The sequence below is a fragment of the Paraburkholderia sp. BCC1884 genome, assembly GCF_900996225.1.
Lineage (GTDB): Bacteria > Pseudomonadota > Gammaproteobacteria > Burkholderiales > Burkholderiaceae > Paraburkholderia.
This window is the reverse complement of sequence record NZ_CAAJGL010000011.1, coordinates 218,022-234,532: the sequence shown is the minus strand read 5'-3', so window position 1 is coordinate 234,532 and position 16,511 is coordinate 218,022. Positions and strand designations below refer to the sequence as shown.

Here is a 16,511-nt window from a genome sequence, read left to right as displayed (position 1 = left end):
CTGATGACCATAGCGAGTCGGTACCACCCCTTCCCATCCCGAACAGGACCGTGAAACGACTCCACGCCGATGATAGTGCGGATTCCCGTGTGAAAGTAGGTAATCGTCAGGCTCCCAAGCAGCAAACAAAAACCCCACCCCTTCAAGGTGGGGTTTTTGCGTTTTCCGCGCGTGGAAAATCAACGGTCACATCGCTCGCTGCACTCGCAGCGCTGTGACCGCATCCGCACACAGCCTGCCGCGCGCATCTTCAGTTCAGCATCCCATTCCTTCTGCCATACCGTCCCCTTTACGGCTTAGCCCCGGCAGGCAAAGCAACGCCATCAACCAATGTCTGGCCAACTTCAGCAAGCAACGCTTCATCGCGAGCGATCACTTTGGGCAGATGTGTCCGCAGGAACTCGACCCAAGTCCGCGTCTTCGCATCGATGAACTTACGCGACGGGTACAGCGCGTAAACATTCATCTTCTGCAGCGTATATTCCGGCAACACGCGCACAAGCGTTCCATCGCGTAAGCCTGAAATGGCCGCATAAAGCGGCACCATCCCAATACCCATACCTTCACGAATCGCCACAATCAGCGATTCCGCGATGTTGACGTGCACAGGCCCATTCACCTCCATCATCTCGCTGCCATTCGGGCCGTCGAGCACCCATTCGTGGGGAGGAAACGCGGGCGTATGCAGGATCAAACATTCGTGATGAGCAAGGTCAGCGGGCTGCTGCGGTGCGCCGTGCGCGTGCACGTAGGCCGGCGATGCGCACAAAATGCTGAAAGTCGTCCCCAGTGGCAGTGACACGAGATCCGAATTGGGCAAAGTCGACGCGCCGATCACAGCGACATCGGCACTGCCTTCGAACAGATCCGGCATGCGCTGCGACAGCGTGAGCTCGACAGTGACTTCCGGATATTGCGCCCGATATCGCGAAATCGCCGGCAACACATAATGCTGACCGATGCTCGCGAAGCTATGCATGCGCAAGGCGCCGCTCGGGCGCTCGTGCGCGCAGCTCGCTTCTTCCTCGGCCGTGTCGACATCGGCCAGTATCTGCTGACATCGTTCGAGATAGCGCTCGCCGGCGGTGGTGAGCGCAAGCCGTCGCGTCGAACGGTTGAGTAGCCGTGTGCGCAGATGGGCTTCGAGTTCCGAGACCGCGCGCGACATGGCGCCGGTGGTCGAATTGAGTGACTGCGCGGCGGCGGTAAAACTACCAGCTTCGACCACGCGCACGAACACTCGCATATTTTGTAGCGTATCCATCGATCCTTCTATTTCACGGCAGAAGCCGTATTGTCCGCCTATGCCGGGAGCGCATTGTTGTTCATTCTGGAAGGGACGTTCCCAACCTGTCCCCTTAATATGCACATCGGCCGCTCCTACAATCGGCACCTAGCCTGCCAATGCACCGATGCGTCGTCGGCGCTTCCTTCCGCGATAAACCGGGCACGTTGCCTTCTGATGAAACGCCAGCATGCGATCAAACCGACGACCGACACCCACCGGCCGTGGAGCGTCATGTTGCCGACGCTCCTCACCCCGGCCTTTCGCGACTGGGCGAATAGCGACGGCTTGATCTGGCTGCATCTGTTGAAAACGGTGACGGCGGGATTGTTGGCGCTGGGCATCGCGATGCTGTTGGACTTGCCGCAACCGCGCATTGCCATGACAACCGTGTTCGTGCTGATGCAGCCATTCAGCGGCATGGTGCTCGCCAAAAGTTTCTACCGGATTCTCGGCACGGCGGTCGGCACGGTCGCGGCGCTGGTGCTCGGCGCGCTCTTCGTCCAGCAGCCCGAGCTGTATATGCTCGGCATGATCGGCTGGGTGAGCGCGTGTATTGCAGCAGCGGTCCGGTATCGGCATTTCAGATGGTATGGCTTCGTTCTGGCGGGTTACACCGCGGCGCTGATCGGCATTCCGAATGTCACGGTGCCGCATGACCTGTTTCTGGCAGCGCTCACGCGGGCGGCGGAGGTAGCCGTTGGCATCGTGAGTTCGAGCGCGGTGAGCGCGCTGATCGTGCCGCAGCGCTCCAGCCTCGCGCTGCGGCGCGCACTGCAGATTCGCTACAGAAATTTTACTGCGTTCGCCGCCGATGTGCTCGAACGGAAAATCGAACGAGGTCAGTTCGAGAGTCGCTTTGCGGATCTCGTCGATGAGATCGTGGGCTTCGAAGCGACCCGCACGTTTGCGGCCTTCGAAGACCCGGCCATGCGCTCGCGCAGTTCGTATCTCAGTCGTTTGAACAGCGAGTTCATGGATGCCTGCGCCCGACTTCACGCCTTGCATCAGTTGCTCAAGCGACTGCGCGCCAATACTTCCGCGCCGATCGTCGCCGCAATCGATCCATACTTTCACGAGCTGGCCGCGCTGTTAAGCCGAGGTCACGAGGCGGACGCGGACGCCGGCGTAGACGCAGCGCGCATCGCCACACGTTTGCGACACTTTCAGGCGACCCTGCCGCGACGCGTACGCGAAACCAGGAGGCCACTGGAGACCGCGGCCGCCGAAGCGCTCGCCGACTTCGACACGGCAGCGGAACTGCTCTACCGCTTCGTCGATGAATGGATCCGTTACTCGGCGAGTTACATTTCCCTGGAACAGCGCAAACCGGCGTCACACCCGACACAACAACTCGCCCGCAGCCGCTACGTGAGCAAAACGAACGGCTTCGTCGTCGCATTCACGTTCGTGCGCTCGGCCGTGGTGATGTCTATCGTCGCCTGGTTCTGGATCGCGACCGACTGGCCGAGCGGCGGTCTCGCCGTAATCGGCGCCGCGCTCGCATGCGCGTTGACGTCCGCCGCACCGAACGCGCCGCGAATGGCCTTGCAGATGGGCATCGGCGCCGTGCTGGCGACCATGACGGGTTATCTGTTCACGTGCTACGTTTATCCGAACATCGATGGCTTTCCGCTGCTCTGCGCAACGCTCGCGCCGGTGCTCGCGCTAGGCGCATTCATGGCGACTCGCAAGGGTGCGGCGGGATACGGCATTGGCTTCTCGGTGTTCTTCTGCCTGCTTGCGGGACCGGACAATGTGGTCACGTATGCGCCGGATCTGCTGATCAACAACGGCCTCGCGCTGACCGCGTCGATGCTTGTGGCCGCGCTCGCCCTCACCGTCGTTTTTCCGGCCGATATGCCGTGGCTCATTCGGCGAATCACGGGCGATCTGCGCGGCCAGGTCGTGTCCGCCTGCAAGGACGAGCTGCCCAGCCTCAATCAACGTTTCCAGTCGAGCACGCACGATCTGACCGCTCAATTGCGCCTGCTATTGACGCGACGTTCGCGGCGTCGCCGCGACGCTCTGCGCTGGACCCTCGCGACGCTCGAAGTCGGCCACGCGGTGATCGATTTGCGCAACGAAGTGGCGCGCGCCGCTTACGCGTCTGCCATGCATCCACGGTGGTCGAGCGTGCTCGAGCGCGCGCGCGACGACCTCGCGCAACTCTTCGCGCGCCCCGACTCCCGCACGCTCGATAATGCGCTCGTCTCGGTGCGTTCGGCCACATGGATCGCTCAGGACCTCCTGCAAACCGTGCACGCGGATCGCGACAAGCGTCACGACCTGCAGCGCATTCTCAGCTGCCTGCATTTCATTCGCACTGCGTTGCTCGACAAGGACGCACCGTTCAGCGCGCGCTAGCCCGCTAGCAGTTCGACGACAAAGCACGCATGCGCCTCGATCCTTCTGCGAGATGGAAGGATCAGTTCCGACCAGGCCCGTTTATCTGCGTAGACGGCAGTCATATAGTTTTATCACTGCTTCGGCAGTACCCGTAAGTCCTGGAGAACGAAATGAATGTGTTGAAGATTGCCCTGATTGCCTGTTCCTTTTCTGCCGTTGTCGCTCACGCACAAACCGCACCGAACGTCCCTGAACAACAGACCGCCCAAGCCAATGTCCAGCGCGACAACGGCATCGCCCCGCACGGCCGTCTTTCTATGCCCGCGCCTGAAGCGCAAGAGTGCGTCGGTCCAGTGAGCTTCTGCAATATCTACTTCGGCAGTTGAGCAGGCAACCGGGCAAGCAGACAGAGCAAGTGACAAGCAGCACCCTGTATTGCATATGAACTAGCTGCAAGACCTGTCGCGATCACTATGTGCGCGACGAAAAACTGGCCGCGACGCCACCATCAGGACGCCGCGGCTGGTGCGACAATCTGGCTACCGAGCGAAGCACACCGCAGACGTGCGCACCGGTAGACTGACTGGTGAATATGGAGAGACCCAGCATCATGCATGAAGACCGGATTCGCTGCGCCGCACTGCGCGGAAAAATCACCTCGGCAGCCGAAGCGGCGCTGCTCATTCACGACGGCATGCGCGTCGGCGCCAGTGGCTTCACGCGTGCGGGCGACGCCAAGGCTGTCCCGCTTGCGCTTGCTGAACGTGCGCGTCAGGAAGGCAAGCCGTTGCAAATCACGTTGATGACGGGCGCCTCGCTCGGGCACGACGTCGATCGCATGCTCACCGAGGCTCATGTGCTGGCGCGGCGCCTGCCGTTCCAGGTGGACAAAACTCTGCGCGACGCGATCAATCGTGGCGAAGTCATGTTCGTCGATCAGCATTTGTCGGAGACCGTCGAGATGTTGCGCGCCAACCAGCTCGGCAAGCTCGACATCGCCATCATTGAAGCCGTCGCGATTACGGAAACCGGCGGCATTGTGCCGACTACGTCGGTCGGCAATTCGGCCAGCTTTGCGATCCTCGCCGAGAAGGTAATCGTCGAAATCAATCTTGCGCAGCCGCTCACGCTCGAGGGTTTGCACGACATCTGGATTCCGGGGCAGCGGCCGCATCGCGCGCCGTTGCCGATCATGCGTCCGCAAGACCGGGTCGGCACGCCGGCCATCGAGATCCCTGCCGGGAAAATCGCGGCGATCGTGATCACGAATGTGCCGGACAGTTCATCCACGGTCTTGCCCGCGGATGCCGAAACGGAGCTGATCGCCAGTCATCTGATCGAATTCTTTCAGCACGAGGTATCAGCCGGCCGTATGTCCCAACAATTGCCGCCGCTGCAAGCCGGCATCGGCACGATCGCCAACGCAGTGTTGGCGGGCTTTGTCGACTCGCCCTTCGATGGCTTCGAGATTTACTCAGAAGTGCTGCAGGATTCGACTTTTGACCTGCTGGATGCGGGCAAGGTGACGTTCGCCTCGGGCGCGTCGATCACGTTGTCGGCCGCGCGTCAGGCGCAGGTGTTCGGCGAACTCGAGCGCTATCGCGACCGCCTCGTGCTGCGTCCGCAGGAAGTCAGCAATCATCCTGAAGTGATTCGCCGGCTGGGTCTGATCGCATTAAACACCGCACTGGAATTCGACATCTACGGCAATGTCAATTCAACGCATGTGGGCGGCACGCACATGATGAACGGCATCGGCGGATCGGGCGACTTTGCGCGCAATGCATCGTGTGCGATCTTCGCTACCAAGTCGATGGCGAAGGGCGGCCGCATCTCGAGCGTCGTACCCATGGTGCCGCATTGCGATCACAACGAGCATGACGTCGACGTGGTCGTGACGGAGCAGGGTCTCGCCGATTTGCGCGGTCTCGCGCCGCGCGAGCGTGCCAAACTCATTATCGAGAACTGTGCGCATCCGCTGTACCGCGATCTGCTGCGTGACTACTACCGGGAGGCTTTGAAAGGGGCAGGGCAAACGCCGCATTGCCTGGAACAGGCATTCGCCTGGCATACGCGCCTGCGTGAAACCGGCTCGATGTTGCCGGCGGTGGCAGCACTGCTTTGAGTCAAACCGGCGTCAGGTGGCGTTCGCCCCCGACGCCGTGCAGCATCAGGCGCAGAACTCAGGCGCCTCGTCGGACCAGCCGGACGAGAAACAGAAGAATAACGGCGCCGATCACGGCGGTGATGATCGATCCGATCCAGCCGCCGCCCAGCGAAATGTGCAACACGCCGGCGAGCCAGCCGCCGATGAACGCACCGACAATCCCGACGATGATGTCGACGATCAGGCCGAAGCCGCCGCCTTTGACGAGTATGCCGGCCAGCCAGCCAGCGATCGCGCCAATGATGAGCCATGCAATGATGCCGTGTTCCATAATCGAGACTCCATGGTTGAGTGTGAAAAATTCACGGTGACAGAGCTTAGTCGAAGGTTATGGGACAGTCCATATTCAGGATGCGGAATTAACATTGTCTGAATCTGTTGCCAAATAAGTGTAGACGATGCGCGTCGTTGTGGGGGACTTAAGCGGCGTGCTCACTCGGGTGTCGCCTCGGCTTCCCTGGCTATCCAACTGACGCTGGACACGCTCTTTTCCATGCTGATGCGGCTGGCCATCCGTTCGAGCTTCGATTGATCCTTGGGGTGGAGCTTGAGCGTGGCAGTCACACGAATGCGTCCTCGGTCACCGTCGACGTCTTCGCTGGTGAGGCTCTGGAATGATAGCGGCGCCGAGTACATCGAGTTGGACACGGCGGTGCGAATATGAATCTCGTCTGCTTCCCGGCAGACGATCGTCAGCACGTATTCGCGTACCAGATCGGCGTTCGACACCGGCGTCGCGTTGATCATCCGGCTGACTTCACGCAGCACCGTATTCGTCAGCAGTACGATCAGGGTTCCGGCGAGCGCCGGCCCGTAGTGTCCCGCACCGCACAACACGCCGACCGCCGCCGAGCACCACAGGGTCGCTGCCGTATTGATGCCCTGGATCGCGCCTTTGTCGCGCATGATCACGCCGCCGCCCAGAAAGCCGACGCCCGAGACCACATAGGCCGCGATCTGGGTGATGCCCGAGCTGCCGTTGCCGCTCAGCACGCCGAGCGTGACGAACAGACACGCGCCGCTCGCGACCAGCGTGATGGTGCGAAGGCCGGCATTGCGCTGACGCATCTGCCGTTCGAGCCCGATGGCGACGCCGCAGGCGAAGGCGGCGAGGAGCCGCCACACAAATTCAATGGTCATCGGTCAGAAAGGTTGGGGCGCGTATTCGCACAGTGTGAACCCGACGCATGACAGCGGCACGTCTTCCGGCAAAGGAGGTGCGCGCGCTCAAGCGCGACGAAGCGCGCGCGAGTAAGAACGCGCGGCGCAAACGGCATGGAGCCTTCGCGCGGATTCGAGTCGCGCAAGGCTTCCTGGCAGTACGAGGATATAACGACGTGCACCGTCGGACCCGAAGGCAAGACGGCGACAGGCAGACGGACTGGCGCGGAAATCTTGCCGATCAGGCGATCGGGCGAATCGAAGCTCGACTGGTATGACAGCTACAGTCCAAGATTGTGATTCCGATTGAATGGGGTGGGCGGATTTTAGGCGGCCCTGCAAAGTGAAGTCAAGCGGGGCGATGAGAACTTACGCATCCGCGCATCCAGGATTACGCGCGCCTGGAAATTTCACCGATGACATCGGCGTGATCCAGATATCGATACGGACTCCGAATATTGACGGAAGCCGTCCCGAAAAACACACTGTTTGCGCACTTCGGAATACGTGGTTCATCCCAGTCGAGGAATGTATGAAAGTTAAAGCTCTTGGCATCATGGCGAGCGCGCTGATCGCAGCCGCTCCGCTTGCGTCGTTCGGTGCCGGTTTGCCTGCGCCGTTTCAAGGCAGCAGCACGCTTCGGGCGGACGGTACCGTGAAATCGGTGGACGCGGCGAAGCACTCGGTCACCGTGCTCGACGCGCAGGGCGGCGAAGCCTCCTTCAATATCACCGACGCCCGCAACCTGGCGCAAATCCGGCAAGGCTCGAAAGTGCATATTCGTATGGTGCGTGAGGCCACGATCAGCGTCACGCGCGGCGTGGAAGCTCAGGGCGCGGCGGCCCAAACAGCTCAAGCCGACACGGTGCAGCGAGTCGCCGCCCGCGTCGAGTCAGTCGACCACGGTTCTGGCGTCATGGCGTTGAAAAGCGCGAACGGCGCCGTGTTTCATATCCAGGGTCGTGAGCCGGCCATGGTCGCCAATGTGACGCCCGGTATGCAGGTGGTGGTCGCCTTCGCGGCGCAGGTCAACGTGGCCGTGGCACCTATGCAATAAGAGGTGGGTCAGTCGGGCTCGCCGGGTACGAGACGCAAACGGGTGATTTCAGACGGCGCGCCCAGGCGTTTCGGCGGGCCCCAGTAGCCGGTGCCGCGGCTCGTGTACACCCACAGTCCGTTCAGCCGCGCGAGACCGGCCGTGAACGGCTGCTGGAATCGCACGAAGAAATTCCACGGGAAGAATTGGCCGCCGTGGGTGTGGCCGGAGAGTTGCAACGTGAAACCGGCCGCTGCGGCGGCTTCAGCGGAACGCGGCTGGTGCGCGAGCAGAACCTTGATTAGCACGTCGCCGGGCGCGCCCGCGAGCGCTGCGGCAGGGTCGCTGCGATGCAGGGGATCATGGTGGCCGGCGGAATAATCCGTCACGCCGGCAATCACGGCGCGCGCGCCGTCGTGGTCCACGATCACGTGCTCGTTGAGCAGTACATTCAGTCCGAGGCGACGGAATTCTTCGATCCACGCGTTTGCACCGGCGTAGTACTCGTGATTCCCCGTGACGAGGAAGGCGCCATGTCGCGCGCTGAGTCGTGATAGCGGCTGGGTGTGTTTGGTGAGTTGCGGCACGCTGCCGTCCACCACGTCGCCTGTCACGGCAATCAAGTCGGGCTTCAGCCGATTCACCGCGTCGACGATCGCATCCACGTAACGGCGCTTGATGGTGGGGCCCACGTGAATGTCGCTGATCTGAACGATCGTGAAGCCGTTGAGGGCGTCCGGCAGATCGTCGATTGGTACTTCGATCGTCACCACTTTGGCGCGCCGGCGAGCGTTGAAGAGGCCAACGAGCGTCGAGAGCAGGGCAAGCAAAGGCACCGCCGCGGCCGAGCCGGTCCGCCAATGATGAATGGCAATCACGTTGGGCCAGATCGCATCGACGGTCAACAGCGATGCCAGCATCAGGTCGCGCACGAAGGTCAGCACCAGCAATGAGGAGAAGAAGCCCATAGCGAGCAGGCCGACCCACGCAAGACGATCGCCGAGCGGTTGCCGTTTGATGCTACGTGCCAGCATGCCGAGCGGAATCAGGAAGATCGACAGCACGAGCCACGACGCGCTCAGCCATCGGCCGGTGGCATCGACCGGCATGTCGGGAATCAGGCGCAGGCCAACGTAAATATGCAGCAGGATGCCAATCAGGATGATGCGGACAAGAAACGATGAGCGGCGCATAGAAGGTTCAGGGCGGGAAGGGGCCGGCGCGAGCGGATGAAGCGGCGGTCTTCGGCCGCTGCAAAGCAATAGCGGCTGGGCCGAACTATTCTACCGACATGTGCCATAGCGTGCCGATGCCGCCAAATTAACCGTGGCGGCCGGTCGCGTTGTATTCACCATTGGAGCACTGCGAAAGCATTGCATTGCAGCATTCGATACGGCCTTTTTTGCGTCTCGCATCCTCCGTCGCGACTGAATTAAATGGTCTTTGAGTTGTGTTCCGCCGTGGAGTATTCTCAAAGAGAACCGACCTGTTTCGAAGCCGCTGCAAAGCTTGCCGCGGCCAGCGTGGCGGTTCGTTTGTCGCCAGCCGATGGCGAATAGATGGAATGCAGGAGGCGCATCATGAAGCTGCTCAGATCGGGTAATCCGTTCCGTCACGCGGACCACACGAGCCATGCGCATCACGCGCGTCACGTCGGGCACGAGGGCAGCCACGTGATGCTGCCGCTCGTCGTTATTTCGCTGATGGCAATCGGCCTGTACTACGGCGTGCGCGACATCGACATCTCCGAGCTCGGCAAAAACGCGCTCTTCGACGTGGTGATGGCCAGCGTTGCCTTGGGAATCGCGGGGTTGTTCGGCGTCGTTGGCGCGTGGCTGCGTTCCAGCGGGGACGACGCCGACGAGGGCTTCTGCTTCGTGGGCGCGTTGATCGGCGCCGTGGTGTTCTACGTGGCGATTTTCACGTAAGCGCACCGGCAGGTGTCGCTTGCAGCGCTAGACGATCTGAGCAGCTTCGTCGAATGCAAAACGCGGGCTGCGCGCAAACAGTTTCGATGGATCGCCATAGCCTAGATTGACCAGAAAGTTCGACTTGACGGTCGTCCCGGCGAAGAACGCTTCATCCACCTTGGCGGCGTCGAAGCCGGACATCGCTCCCGTGTCCAGCCCGAGCGCGCGCGCGGCGAGAATCAGATAACCGCCCTGCAGCGTCGAATTGCGAAACGCCGTGTCCGAGATCGCCTTATCGTTGCCGGCGAACCAGCTGCGCGCGTCCGCGTGCGGAAACAGTTTCGGCAGATGCTCGTAGAACGCCATATCCATGCCGACAATCACCGTCACCGGCGCCGCCATCGTCTTCTCGAGATTGCCGGGCGACAAGGCAGGGCGCAGCTTCTCCTTGCCCTCCGGCGTCTTGACGAAGACGAAGCGACCGGGGCTCGAATTGGCCGAGGTCGGGCCGAGCAGCACCAGTTCCGTCAGTTGTTTGAGCACAGTATCGTCGACCGCTTTGGGCAGCCAGCCGTTGTGAGTGCGCGCGTCGCGGAATAGCTGATCGAGCGCCTGGTCGGAAAGAGTCATGATGAAGTCCGTTCGAGGTTGAAAGTGGAGTTGAATCAGAGTGGCAGCGTTGGATGAAACCGCAACCCAGGTCTGTCGGCCATGTGGTCGTTACCGCCATAATAGCCAGGGTTCACACTCGCGCCGGCCAACACCCTGATGTCTGGTTGGTGCGGGTCAGCAATCGTATTCAGGCAATCTCATGACGGATCTCTTCGACGACCTGCCGACGCCCGAGGTCGACTGGTACCCCGACTGGCTGGCGCCCGACGCGGCGGCGCAGGCGCTCACGCAACTGATCGACGAAGTGGCGTGGCGTCAGGACATGATGGGCACGCCGGCGGGCCGCGTACCGTTGCCGCGGCTGACGGCCTGGCAAGGCGAGCCGGACGCCGTCTATGTCTACTCCGGGATCCGCAACCTGCCGCAACCCTGGACACCGGCGGTCGCCGAATTGCGAGCGGCAGCGCAGGCAATCTGCGGCACAGGTTTTAACAGCGTGCTGATCAACCGCTATCGCAGCGGCACGGACAGCATGGGCTGGCATGCCGACCGCGAGCCGGAGCTCGGCGCAAAACCGCTGATTGCCTCGGTCAGCCTCGGCGTCGCGCGCACCTTCGATCTGCGGCACAACAAGAGCGGCGTGGTCCAGTCGTTTTCGCTGAAGGGCGGCAGTCTGCTCGTCATGAAGGGCGAAACGCAGTCGCAATGGCGCCACCGGATACCCAAGGAGCCTCGCGTGGCAGGCGAACGCATCAATCTGACATTTCGCTGGGTGACACCACGGTCAACAACCCGCTAACGTGGTCACCCGCCAGCTATATCAAAAATGGTATCGCCGGCGCGAATCATATGATTGGACGGGTAACGCGGCACACACTACGCTACATCACGATCCACGCACCATGAGGGCCGCAAAGGCTGGGCGGGTTCGAGGATTACCTACACAACAATGATCAGGAGACAGTCATGGCGAATACACGACGCGCCGCATGTCGCGCGCTGGGCGCGCTCGCGGTTTGCGCGGGCATCGGAGCGCTGACGCTGGCCACGCCCGGCGCTTACGCACAAGACAAGCAGATCACGCTCGGTTTTGCGCAGGTCGGCGCGGAAAGCGCATGGCGCACGGCCAATACCGAATCGGTCAAATCCGCGGCCGCGGACGCAAAGATCAAACTCAAATTCTCCGACGCGCAGCAGAAACAGGAAAACCAGATCAAGGCGATCCGCTCGTATATTGCGCAGAAAGTCGACGTGATCGCGTTTTCGCCGGTGGTCGAATCCGGCTGGGAGCCGGTGCTGCGCGAAGCTAAAGCCGCCAAAATCCCGGTGATTCTCACCGATCGCAATATCGACACCAAAGACCCGTCGCTCTACGTCACGATGATCGGCTCGGACTTTCTGGAAGAAGGGCGTCGCGGCGGCCATTGGCTGGAGGATCACTATAAAAGCGATCAAGGACCGGTCAACATCGCGGAACTGCAAGGAACGGTCGGCTCGGCGCCTGCCAACGACCGTCACTCTGGCCTGATGGAAGTCATCAAAAACGATCCCAAATTTAAGATCATTGCCTCCCAAAGCGGCGATTTCACGCTGGCCGGCGGCAAGCAGGTCATGGAAGCGTTTATAAAAACTTATGGAAATAAAATAAATGTAGTTTATGCGCATAACGACGATATGGCGCTCGGCGCCATCCAGGCGATGGAAGAGGCCGGCCTGCATCCGGGCAAGGACATCACCGTCGTTTCGTTCGATGCGACCAAAGGCGGCTTCCAGGCGATGGCCGCTGGCAAGATGAACGTCGACGTGGAGTGCAGCCCGCTGCTCGGGCCGCAGCTGATGTCGGCGGTGAAGGATGTGGTGGCCGGCAAGCCGTTGCCCAAGCGCATTCTCACGGAGGAAACCGTGTTCCCGATGAGCGTCGCCGCGCAGACTCTGCCGACGCGCAAGTACTAAAACGAGGTACTCAGGTTTCCTGACGATTGACGCGAGCCCGCAGTGCAATTCGGGCTAGTAGAAAAGCTTTCTCCAGTGGTGCCTGGCCGTCACGCTGCTTCGGCAGCGGACGGCCTCTTTTCCAATGGACGCCGCCGGAGAGCGCCGAACTGATGCACCACCGATCGAGCGAGGCCTATGACGCATTCCGCTTCCGAACCGAATTCGCCGGCAGGCAGTACGAGCGGCACCAGCAATAGCGGCGCCAGTGGCGGCCCAATTCGCGCCGATAGCTCGCCGGGTCCATGCGAACCCATTCTCGCGACGGCCGGTGTCAGCAAGACATTTCCCGGCGTGAAAGCCTTGCAGCGGGTCGACTTCCGTCTGTTCCCCGGCGAGATTCACACGCTGATGGGCCAGAACGGCGCAGGCAAATCCACCCTCATCAACGTGCTCACCGGCGTGGTCGCGCCGGATGCCGGTACGATCCGACTCGGCGGTGAAGTGGTCGCGTTTGGCTCGCCGCAGGATGCGGAAGCGGCCGGCGTGCGCACCTTGTATCAGGAAGTCAATCTGTGTCCGAATCTCTCTGTAGCAGAGAATATTTTCGCGGGCCGGCAGCCGCGACGCTTTGGCGCGATCGACTGGCCCGACATCAAGCGACGCGCCCAGGCCGCGCTCGCACGGCTCGACGTCTCGCTCGACGTCACCCGTTCGCTCGACGCCTATCCGATCGCGGTCCAGCAGATGGTGGCCATTGCACGCGCGCTATCGGTCGACGCACGCGTGCTGATTCTCGACGAACCGACGTCCAGCCTCGACGATGGTGAAGTCGCCCAGCTTTTTAAAATACTTCGGCATCTTAAGCAATCTGGAATCGGCATTCTGTTCGTCACGCATTTCATTGAACAGACATACGCTATTTCCGATCGCATCACGGTCATGCGTAACGGCGAACGTGAAGGCGAATATCTCGCCCGCGATCTGCCTGCCGATCAATTGGTCTCGAAGATGGTCGGCCACGAGCGCATGAGCGCGCGGCTGCGCGAAGCGGCGCATGAGAGCCTGGAAACACACGAGGGGCAGGCGACCCCGCATAACTCGCAGAAAACCGGGTCCGCTCAGGCATTCGTCGAACTGCGCGGCGTTGGCCGACGCGGCACCTTGCAGCCGATCGACCTCGACGTGCAGCCTGGTCAGATTCTCGGCCTCGCCGGCCTGCTCGGTTCGGGCCGCACGGAGACCGCGCGTCTGCTGTTCGGCGCGGATCGTGCCGACAGCGGCACGATCCTGGTCGAAGGCCGTCCCGTACGTCTGCGTTCACCGCGCGACGCGGTCCGCCACGGCATCGGCTACTGTGCGGAGGATCGCAAGAAAGAGGGCATCGTCGCCGAGTTGTCGATCCGCGAAAACATTCTGTTGGCCCTGCAGGCAAGGCGCGGCTGGTGGCGCAAGATCAGTCGGCCGCGCGCGCGCGAATTGGCCGATCTGTGGATCGACAGGCTAGGCATCAAAGCCGCCGACGCCGAACAGCCCATCGGCCTGCTCTCCGGCGGCAATCAGCAGAAGGCGCTGCTCGCGCGCTGGCTCGCCACCGATCCCAGGCTGCTGATCCTCGACGAACCCACGCGCGGCATCGACGTCGCGGCCAAGTTCGACATCATGGATCGCCTGCTGGCGCTGTGCGCGAACGGGTTGAGCATCCTGTTCATCTCGTCCGAGATCAGCGAGGTGCTGCGCGTCAGTCATCGCGTGGTGGTGTTGCGCGACCGCCGCAAGATCGCCGAGGTCGCCGGTCAGGCCTCGAACGAGGACAATATCTATCGACTCATCGCGGGGAGCGGCGAATGAAGCTGGCGAACTGGTTTGGTGGTGACGGCGGCGAGCGCGCGTTAATCTGGCCGTGCGTCACGCTGGCGTTGCTGTGCGGGCTGAACCTGTGGGTCAATCCACATTTTCTGGCGCTGCGCATGCTCGATGGCCATCTGTTCGGCGCGCTCATCGACATCCTGAATCGCGCCGCGCCGCTCGTGCTGGTAGCCACGGGCATGACGCTGGTGATCGCCACGCGCGGTATCGATATTTCGGTCGGCGCGGTGGTGGCGATTGCGGGTGCAGCAGCGGCCGCGATTCTCGCGTCGCAACCTGAGCCGAGCGCCGGACTCATTGCGCAGGCGCTGATCGCGGCCTTGATCGTCGGCGTGTTGAGTGGCATGTGGAACGGCTTGCTGGTGTCCTTTGTCGGCATGCAGCCGATCATCGCGACATTGATCCTGATGGTCGCCGGCCGCGGCATCGCCCAATTGCTGACGGCCGGGCAGATCATTCCGATCGGCGCGCCGGGCTATCTGTTCGTCGGCGGCGGCTACTGGCTCGGTGTGCCGTGCTCGGTCTGGATCGCCACGGTCGCGGTGCTGGCCACGGCCGCGCTGGTCGAAGGCACAGCGCTGGGGCTCTTCATCCGCGCAATCGGCGTGAATCCGGTGGCGACGCGGCTGGTCGGTCTGCGCTCGAAAGCGCTCGTGTTCGCGGTGTACGGCTTCTCGGGATTGACGGCGGCGATGGCGGGCATCCTGATCAGTTCGAACGTGCGCAGCGCCGACGGCAACAACGCCGGTCTGCTGCTCGAACTCGACGCAATCCTGGCGGTGACGCTGGGCGGCACGTCGCTACTCGGCGGCCGTTTCAGTTTCGCGGGCACGGTGCTCGGCGCGCTGATCATCCAGACGCTGACTTACACCACCTATTCGATCGGCGTGCCGCCCGAGGCGACGCTGGTCGTCAAGGCGGCCGTCGTGCTCACGGTGAGCGTGATCCAGTCGCCGTCGGCACGCGCGCTCGCCATGTCCCTGTTCACGCAGCGCGGGGTGGCGCGATGAGACGACTTCTCGAAGCCTGGGCGCATATCGTCGATCCGCGCACGCTGCCGATCGCTGTCACGATCCTGCTGTTCTGCGCGTTGTTCGCATTCGGCTCGGTGATGTACACCGGATTCTTCTCGTGGCAGGTGCTGCTCGATCTGCTGGTCGACAACGCCTTTCTGCTGATCGTCGCGATCGGCATGACCTTCGTGATCGTGTCCGGCGGCATCGATCTGTCGGTCGGTTCCGTCGTCGCGCTGACGACGATTGTCGAAGCGGTGTTGTCCGAACATTGGCATGTATCGGTCTGGCTGATCCTGCCGATCGTGCTGCTGATGGGCACCGTATTCGGCGCGATCCAGGGCGCGCTGATTCACTTCTTCCGGCTGCAGGCATTCATCGTGACGCTGGCTGGTATGTTCTTCGCGCGCGGCCTGTGCTTTCTCATCACGACGCAGTCGATCACCATCAACGATGCGACGTTTCAGAAAATCTCGGCGTTTCGCCTGAATATCGGCGTCGGCTCGGTGACGGCGAATGTGCTGATCGCGCTCGTCGCGCTGCTGGCGGCAATCTACGTTGCGCACTTCACACGTTTTGGCCGCAATGTGTACGCGGTCGGCGGCAATCCGCGCTCGGCGCTGCTAATGGGTTTGCCCGTCGCGCGCACGCGAATCGGCGTGTACGCATTAAGCGGGTTCTGCTCGGCGCTGGGTGGCGCGGTCTTCACGTTCTATGTGCTGTCGGGTTACGGCTTGCAAGGGCAAGGCATGGAACTCGATGCCATCGCGGCTACCGTGATCGGCGGCACGCTCCTGACAGGCGGCGTCGGTTATGTGGTCGGCTCGCTGTTCGGCGTCGGCATTCTCGGCACGATCCAGACGCTGATCACCTTCGACGGCACGCTCAGCTCGTGGTGGACCCGCATTGTGATCGGCGCGTTGCTGTGTGCGTTCTGCCTGTTGCAACGGCTGATCGAGCGTCATGCGAAGTCGGCGCGCCGGCCGGGCGGCCCCGGCGCGGTCGCCACGACGGGACGTGAGCGTGGTCATGAACAAGGGCCGGCGGCGTCGGACTCGCATGTCATTGGACGCGCGCCGGAACAGGCTTGAGTGAGTGAGCCGGCGGCGCAAGCGCGTCGTGTGATGCGTGGCCGGATGAGTTGCTGTCTCTTCGTTTCCGGCAACGTCGACGCGGC

Annotated in this window: 15 protein-coding genes and 1 rRNA gene; 11 read left to right on the top strand and 5 right to left on the bottom strand. The window is 62.1% G+C overall.

The annotated features are described in order from the left end of the window. Window positions 1-112 (top strand): 5S ribosomal RNA (gene rrf / locus FQ705_RS01100). A 177-nt stretch (window positions 113-289) separates the two neighbouring features. Here the strand turns inward: rrf and FQ705_RS01095 are convergent. After that, on the bottom strand, window positions 290-1,264 hold the full coding sequence (locus FQ705_RS01095) for a LysR family transcriptional regulator (RefSeq protein ID WP_144137637.1): 975 nt from the start codon (window positions 1,262-1,264) through the stop codon (window positions 290-292). 198 nt (window positions 1,265-1,462) lie between these two features. Between FQ705_RS01095 and FQ705_RS01090 the strand changes: the two genes are divergently transcribed. The 3 genes from FQ705_RS01090 to FQ705_RS01080 all read left to right on the top strand — a co-directional run bounded on the left by FQ705_RS01090 (window position 1,463) and on the right by FQ705_RS01080 (window position 5,759). Next, window positions 1,463-3,652, top strand: coding sequence for an FUSC family protein (locus tag FQ705_RS01090; protein ID WP_144137622.1), 2,190 nt, complete (start codon window positions 1,463-1,465; stop codon window positions 3,650-3,652). Window positions 3,653-3,804: 152 nt separating this feature from the next. Continuing rightward, entirely contained in the window at window positions 3,805-4,020 is a 216-nt protein-coding gene (locus FQ705_RS01085; protein WP_144137621.1) for a hypothetical protein, read from the top strand. A gap of 224 nt (window positions 4,021-4,244) precedes the next feature. Beyond that, the gene (locus FQ705_RS01080) at window positions 4,245-5,759 is read left to right on the top strand and encodes an acetyl-CoA hydrolase/transferase family protein (RefSeq protein ID WP_144137636.1); all 1,515 of its coding nucleotides are present in this window, start codon (window positions 4,245-4,247) and stop codon (window positions 5,757-5,759) included. A 58-nt stretch (window positions 5,760-5,817) separates the two neighbouring features. On the opposite strand, the gene FQ705_RS01075 is transcribed toward FQ705_RS01080, so the two are convergent. Together FQ705_RS01075 and FQ705_RS01070 are read right to left on the bottom strand one after the other, a co-directional pair. Continuing rightward, the gene (locus tag FQ705_RS01075) at window positions 5,818-6,072 is read right to left on the bottom strand and encodes a GlsB/YeaQ/YmgE family stress response membrane protein (RefSeq protein ID WP_144137620.1); all 255 of its coding nucleotides are present in this window, start codon (window positions 6,070-6,072) and stop codon (window positions 5,818-5,820) included. Window positions 6,073-6,233: 161 nt separating this feature from the next. Then, window positions 6,234-6,941 carry an MgtC/SapB family protein gene (locus FQ705_RS01070; RefSeq protein WP_144137619.1) on the bottom strand — a complete coding sequence of 236 codons (708 nt, stop codon included), beginning with the start codon at window positions 6,939-6,941 and terminating at the stop codon, window positions 6,234-6,236. A gap of 553 nt (window positions 6,942-7,494) precedes the next feature. Between FQ705_RS01070 and FQ705_RS01065 the strand changes: the two genes are divergently transcribed. Then, a complete protein-coding gene (locus FQ705_RS01065; protein ID WP_144137618.1) occupies window positions 7,495-8,019 on the top strand; it encodes a hypothetical protein in 525 nt (174 codons plus the stop codon). Window positions 8,020-8,027: 8 nt separating this feature from the next. Here the strand turns inward: FQ705_RS01065 and FQ705_RS01060 are convergent, their stop codons facing one another. Next, complete coding sequence (locus tag FQ705_RS01060; RefSeq protein WP_144137617.1) at window positions 8,028-9,191, bottom strand: metallophosphoesterase; 1,164 nt, start codon at window positions 9,189-9,191, stop codon at window positions 8,028-8,030. Between the two features lie 387 nt (window positions 9,192-9,578). Between FQ705_RS01060 and FQ705_RS01055 the strand changes: the two genes are divergently transcribed. Continuing rightward, on the top strand, window positions 9,579-9,926 hold the full coding sequence (locus tag FQ705_RS01055; RefSeq protein WP_144137616.1) for a hypothetical protein: 348 nt from the start codon (window positions 9,579-9,581) through the stop codon (window positions 9,924-9,926). A 27-nt stretch (window positions 9,927-9,953) separates the two neighbouring features. On the opposite strand, the gene FQ705_RS01050 is transcribed toward FQ705_RS01055, so the two are convergent. After that, window positions 9,954-10,538, bottom strand: a complete 585-nt coding sequence (locus tag FQ705_RS01050) for a malonic semialdehyde reductase (RefSeq protein ID WP_144137615.1) — start codon at window positions 10,536-10,538, stop codon at window positions 9,954-9,956. Window positions 10,539-10,719: 181 nt separating this feature from the next. On the opposite strand from FQ705_RS01050, the gene FQ705_RS01045 reads away from it, so the two are divergent. The 5 genes from FQ705_RS01045 to yjfF all read left to right on the top strand — a co-directional run bounded on the left by FQ705_RS01045 (window position 10,720) and on the right by yjfF (window position 16,425). After that, window positions 10,720-11,319, top strand: coding sequence for an alpha-ketoglutarate-dependent dioxygenase AlkB family protein (locus FQ705_RS01045; RefSeq protein ID WP_144137614.1), 600 nt, complete (start codon window positions 10,720-10,722; stop codon window positions 11,317-11,319). A 167-nt stretch (window positions 11,320-11,486) separates the two neighbouring features. Next, on the top strand, window positions 11,487-12,473 hold the full coding sequence (locus tag FQ705_RS01040) for an ABC transporter substrate-binding protein (protein ID WP_144137613.1): 987 nt from the start codon (window positions 11,487-11,489) through the stop codon (window positions 12,471-12,473). A 177-nt stretch (window positions 12,474-12,650) separates the two neighbouring features. Continuing rightward, window positions 12,651-14,303 (top strand): sugar ABC transporter ATP-binding protein, encoded by a 1,653-nt coding sequence (locus FQ705_RS01035; protein ID WP_144137612.1) that lies wholly within the window; start codon window positions 12,651-12,653, stop codon window positions 14,301-14,303. Further along, complete coding sequence (locus FQ705_RS01030; RefSeq protein ID WP_144137611.1) at window positions 14,300-15,331, top strand: ABC transporter permease; 1,032 nt, start codon at window positions 14,300-14,302, stop codon at window positions 15,329-15,331. The genes FQ705_RS01035 and FQ705_RS01030 overlap by 4 nt, the downstream gene beginning before the upstream one ends. Further along, window positions 15,328-16,425, top strand: coding sequence for a galactofuranose ABC transporter, permease protein YjfF (yjfF, locus tag FQ705_RS01025; RefSeq protein WP_144137610.1), 1,098 nt, complete (start codon window positions 15,328-15,330; stop codon window positions 16,423-16,425). Before FQ705_RS01030 ends, yjfF begins: the two co-directional genes overlap by 4 nt. The last annotated feature ends 86 nt before the right edge of the window (window positions 16,426-16,511 follow it).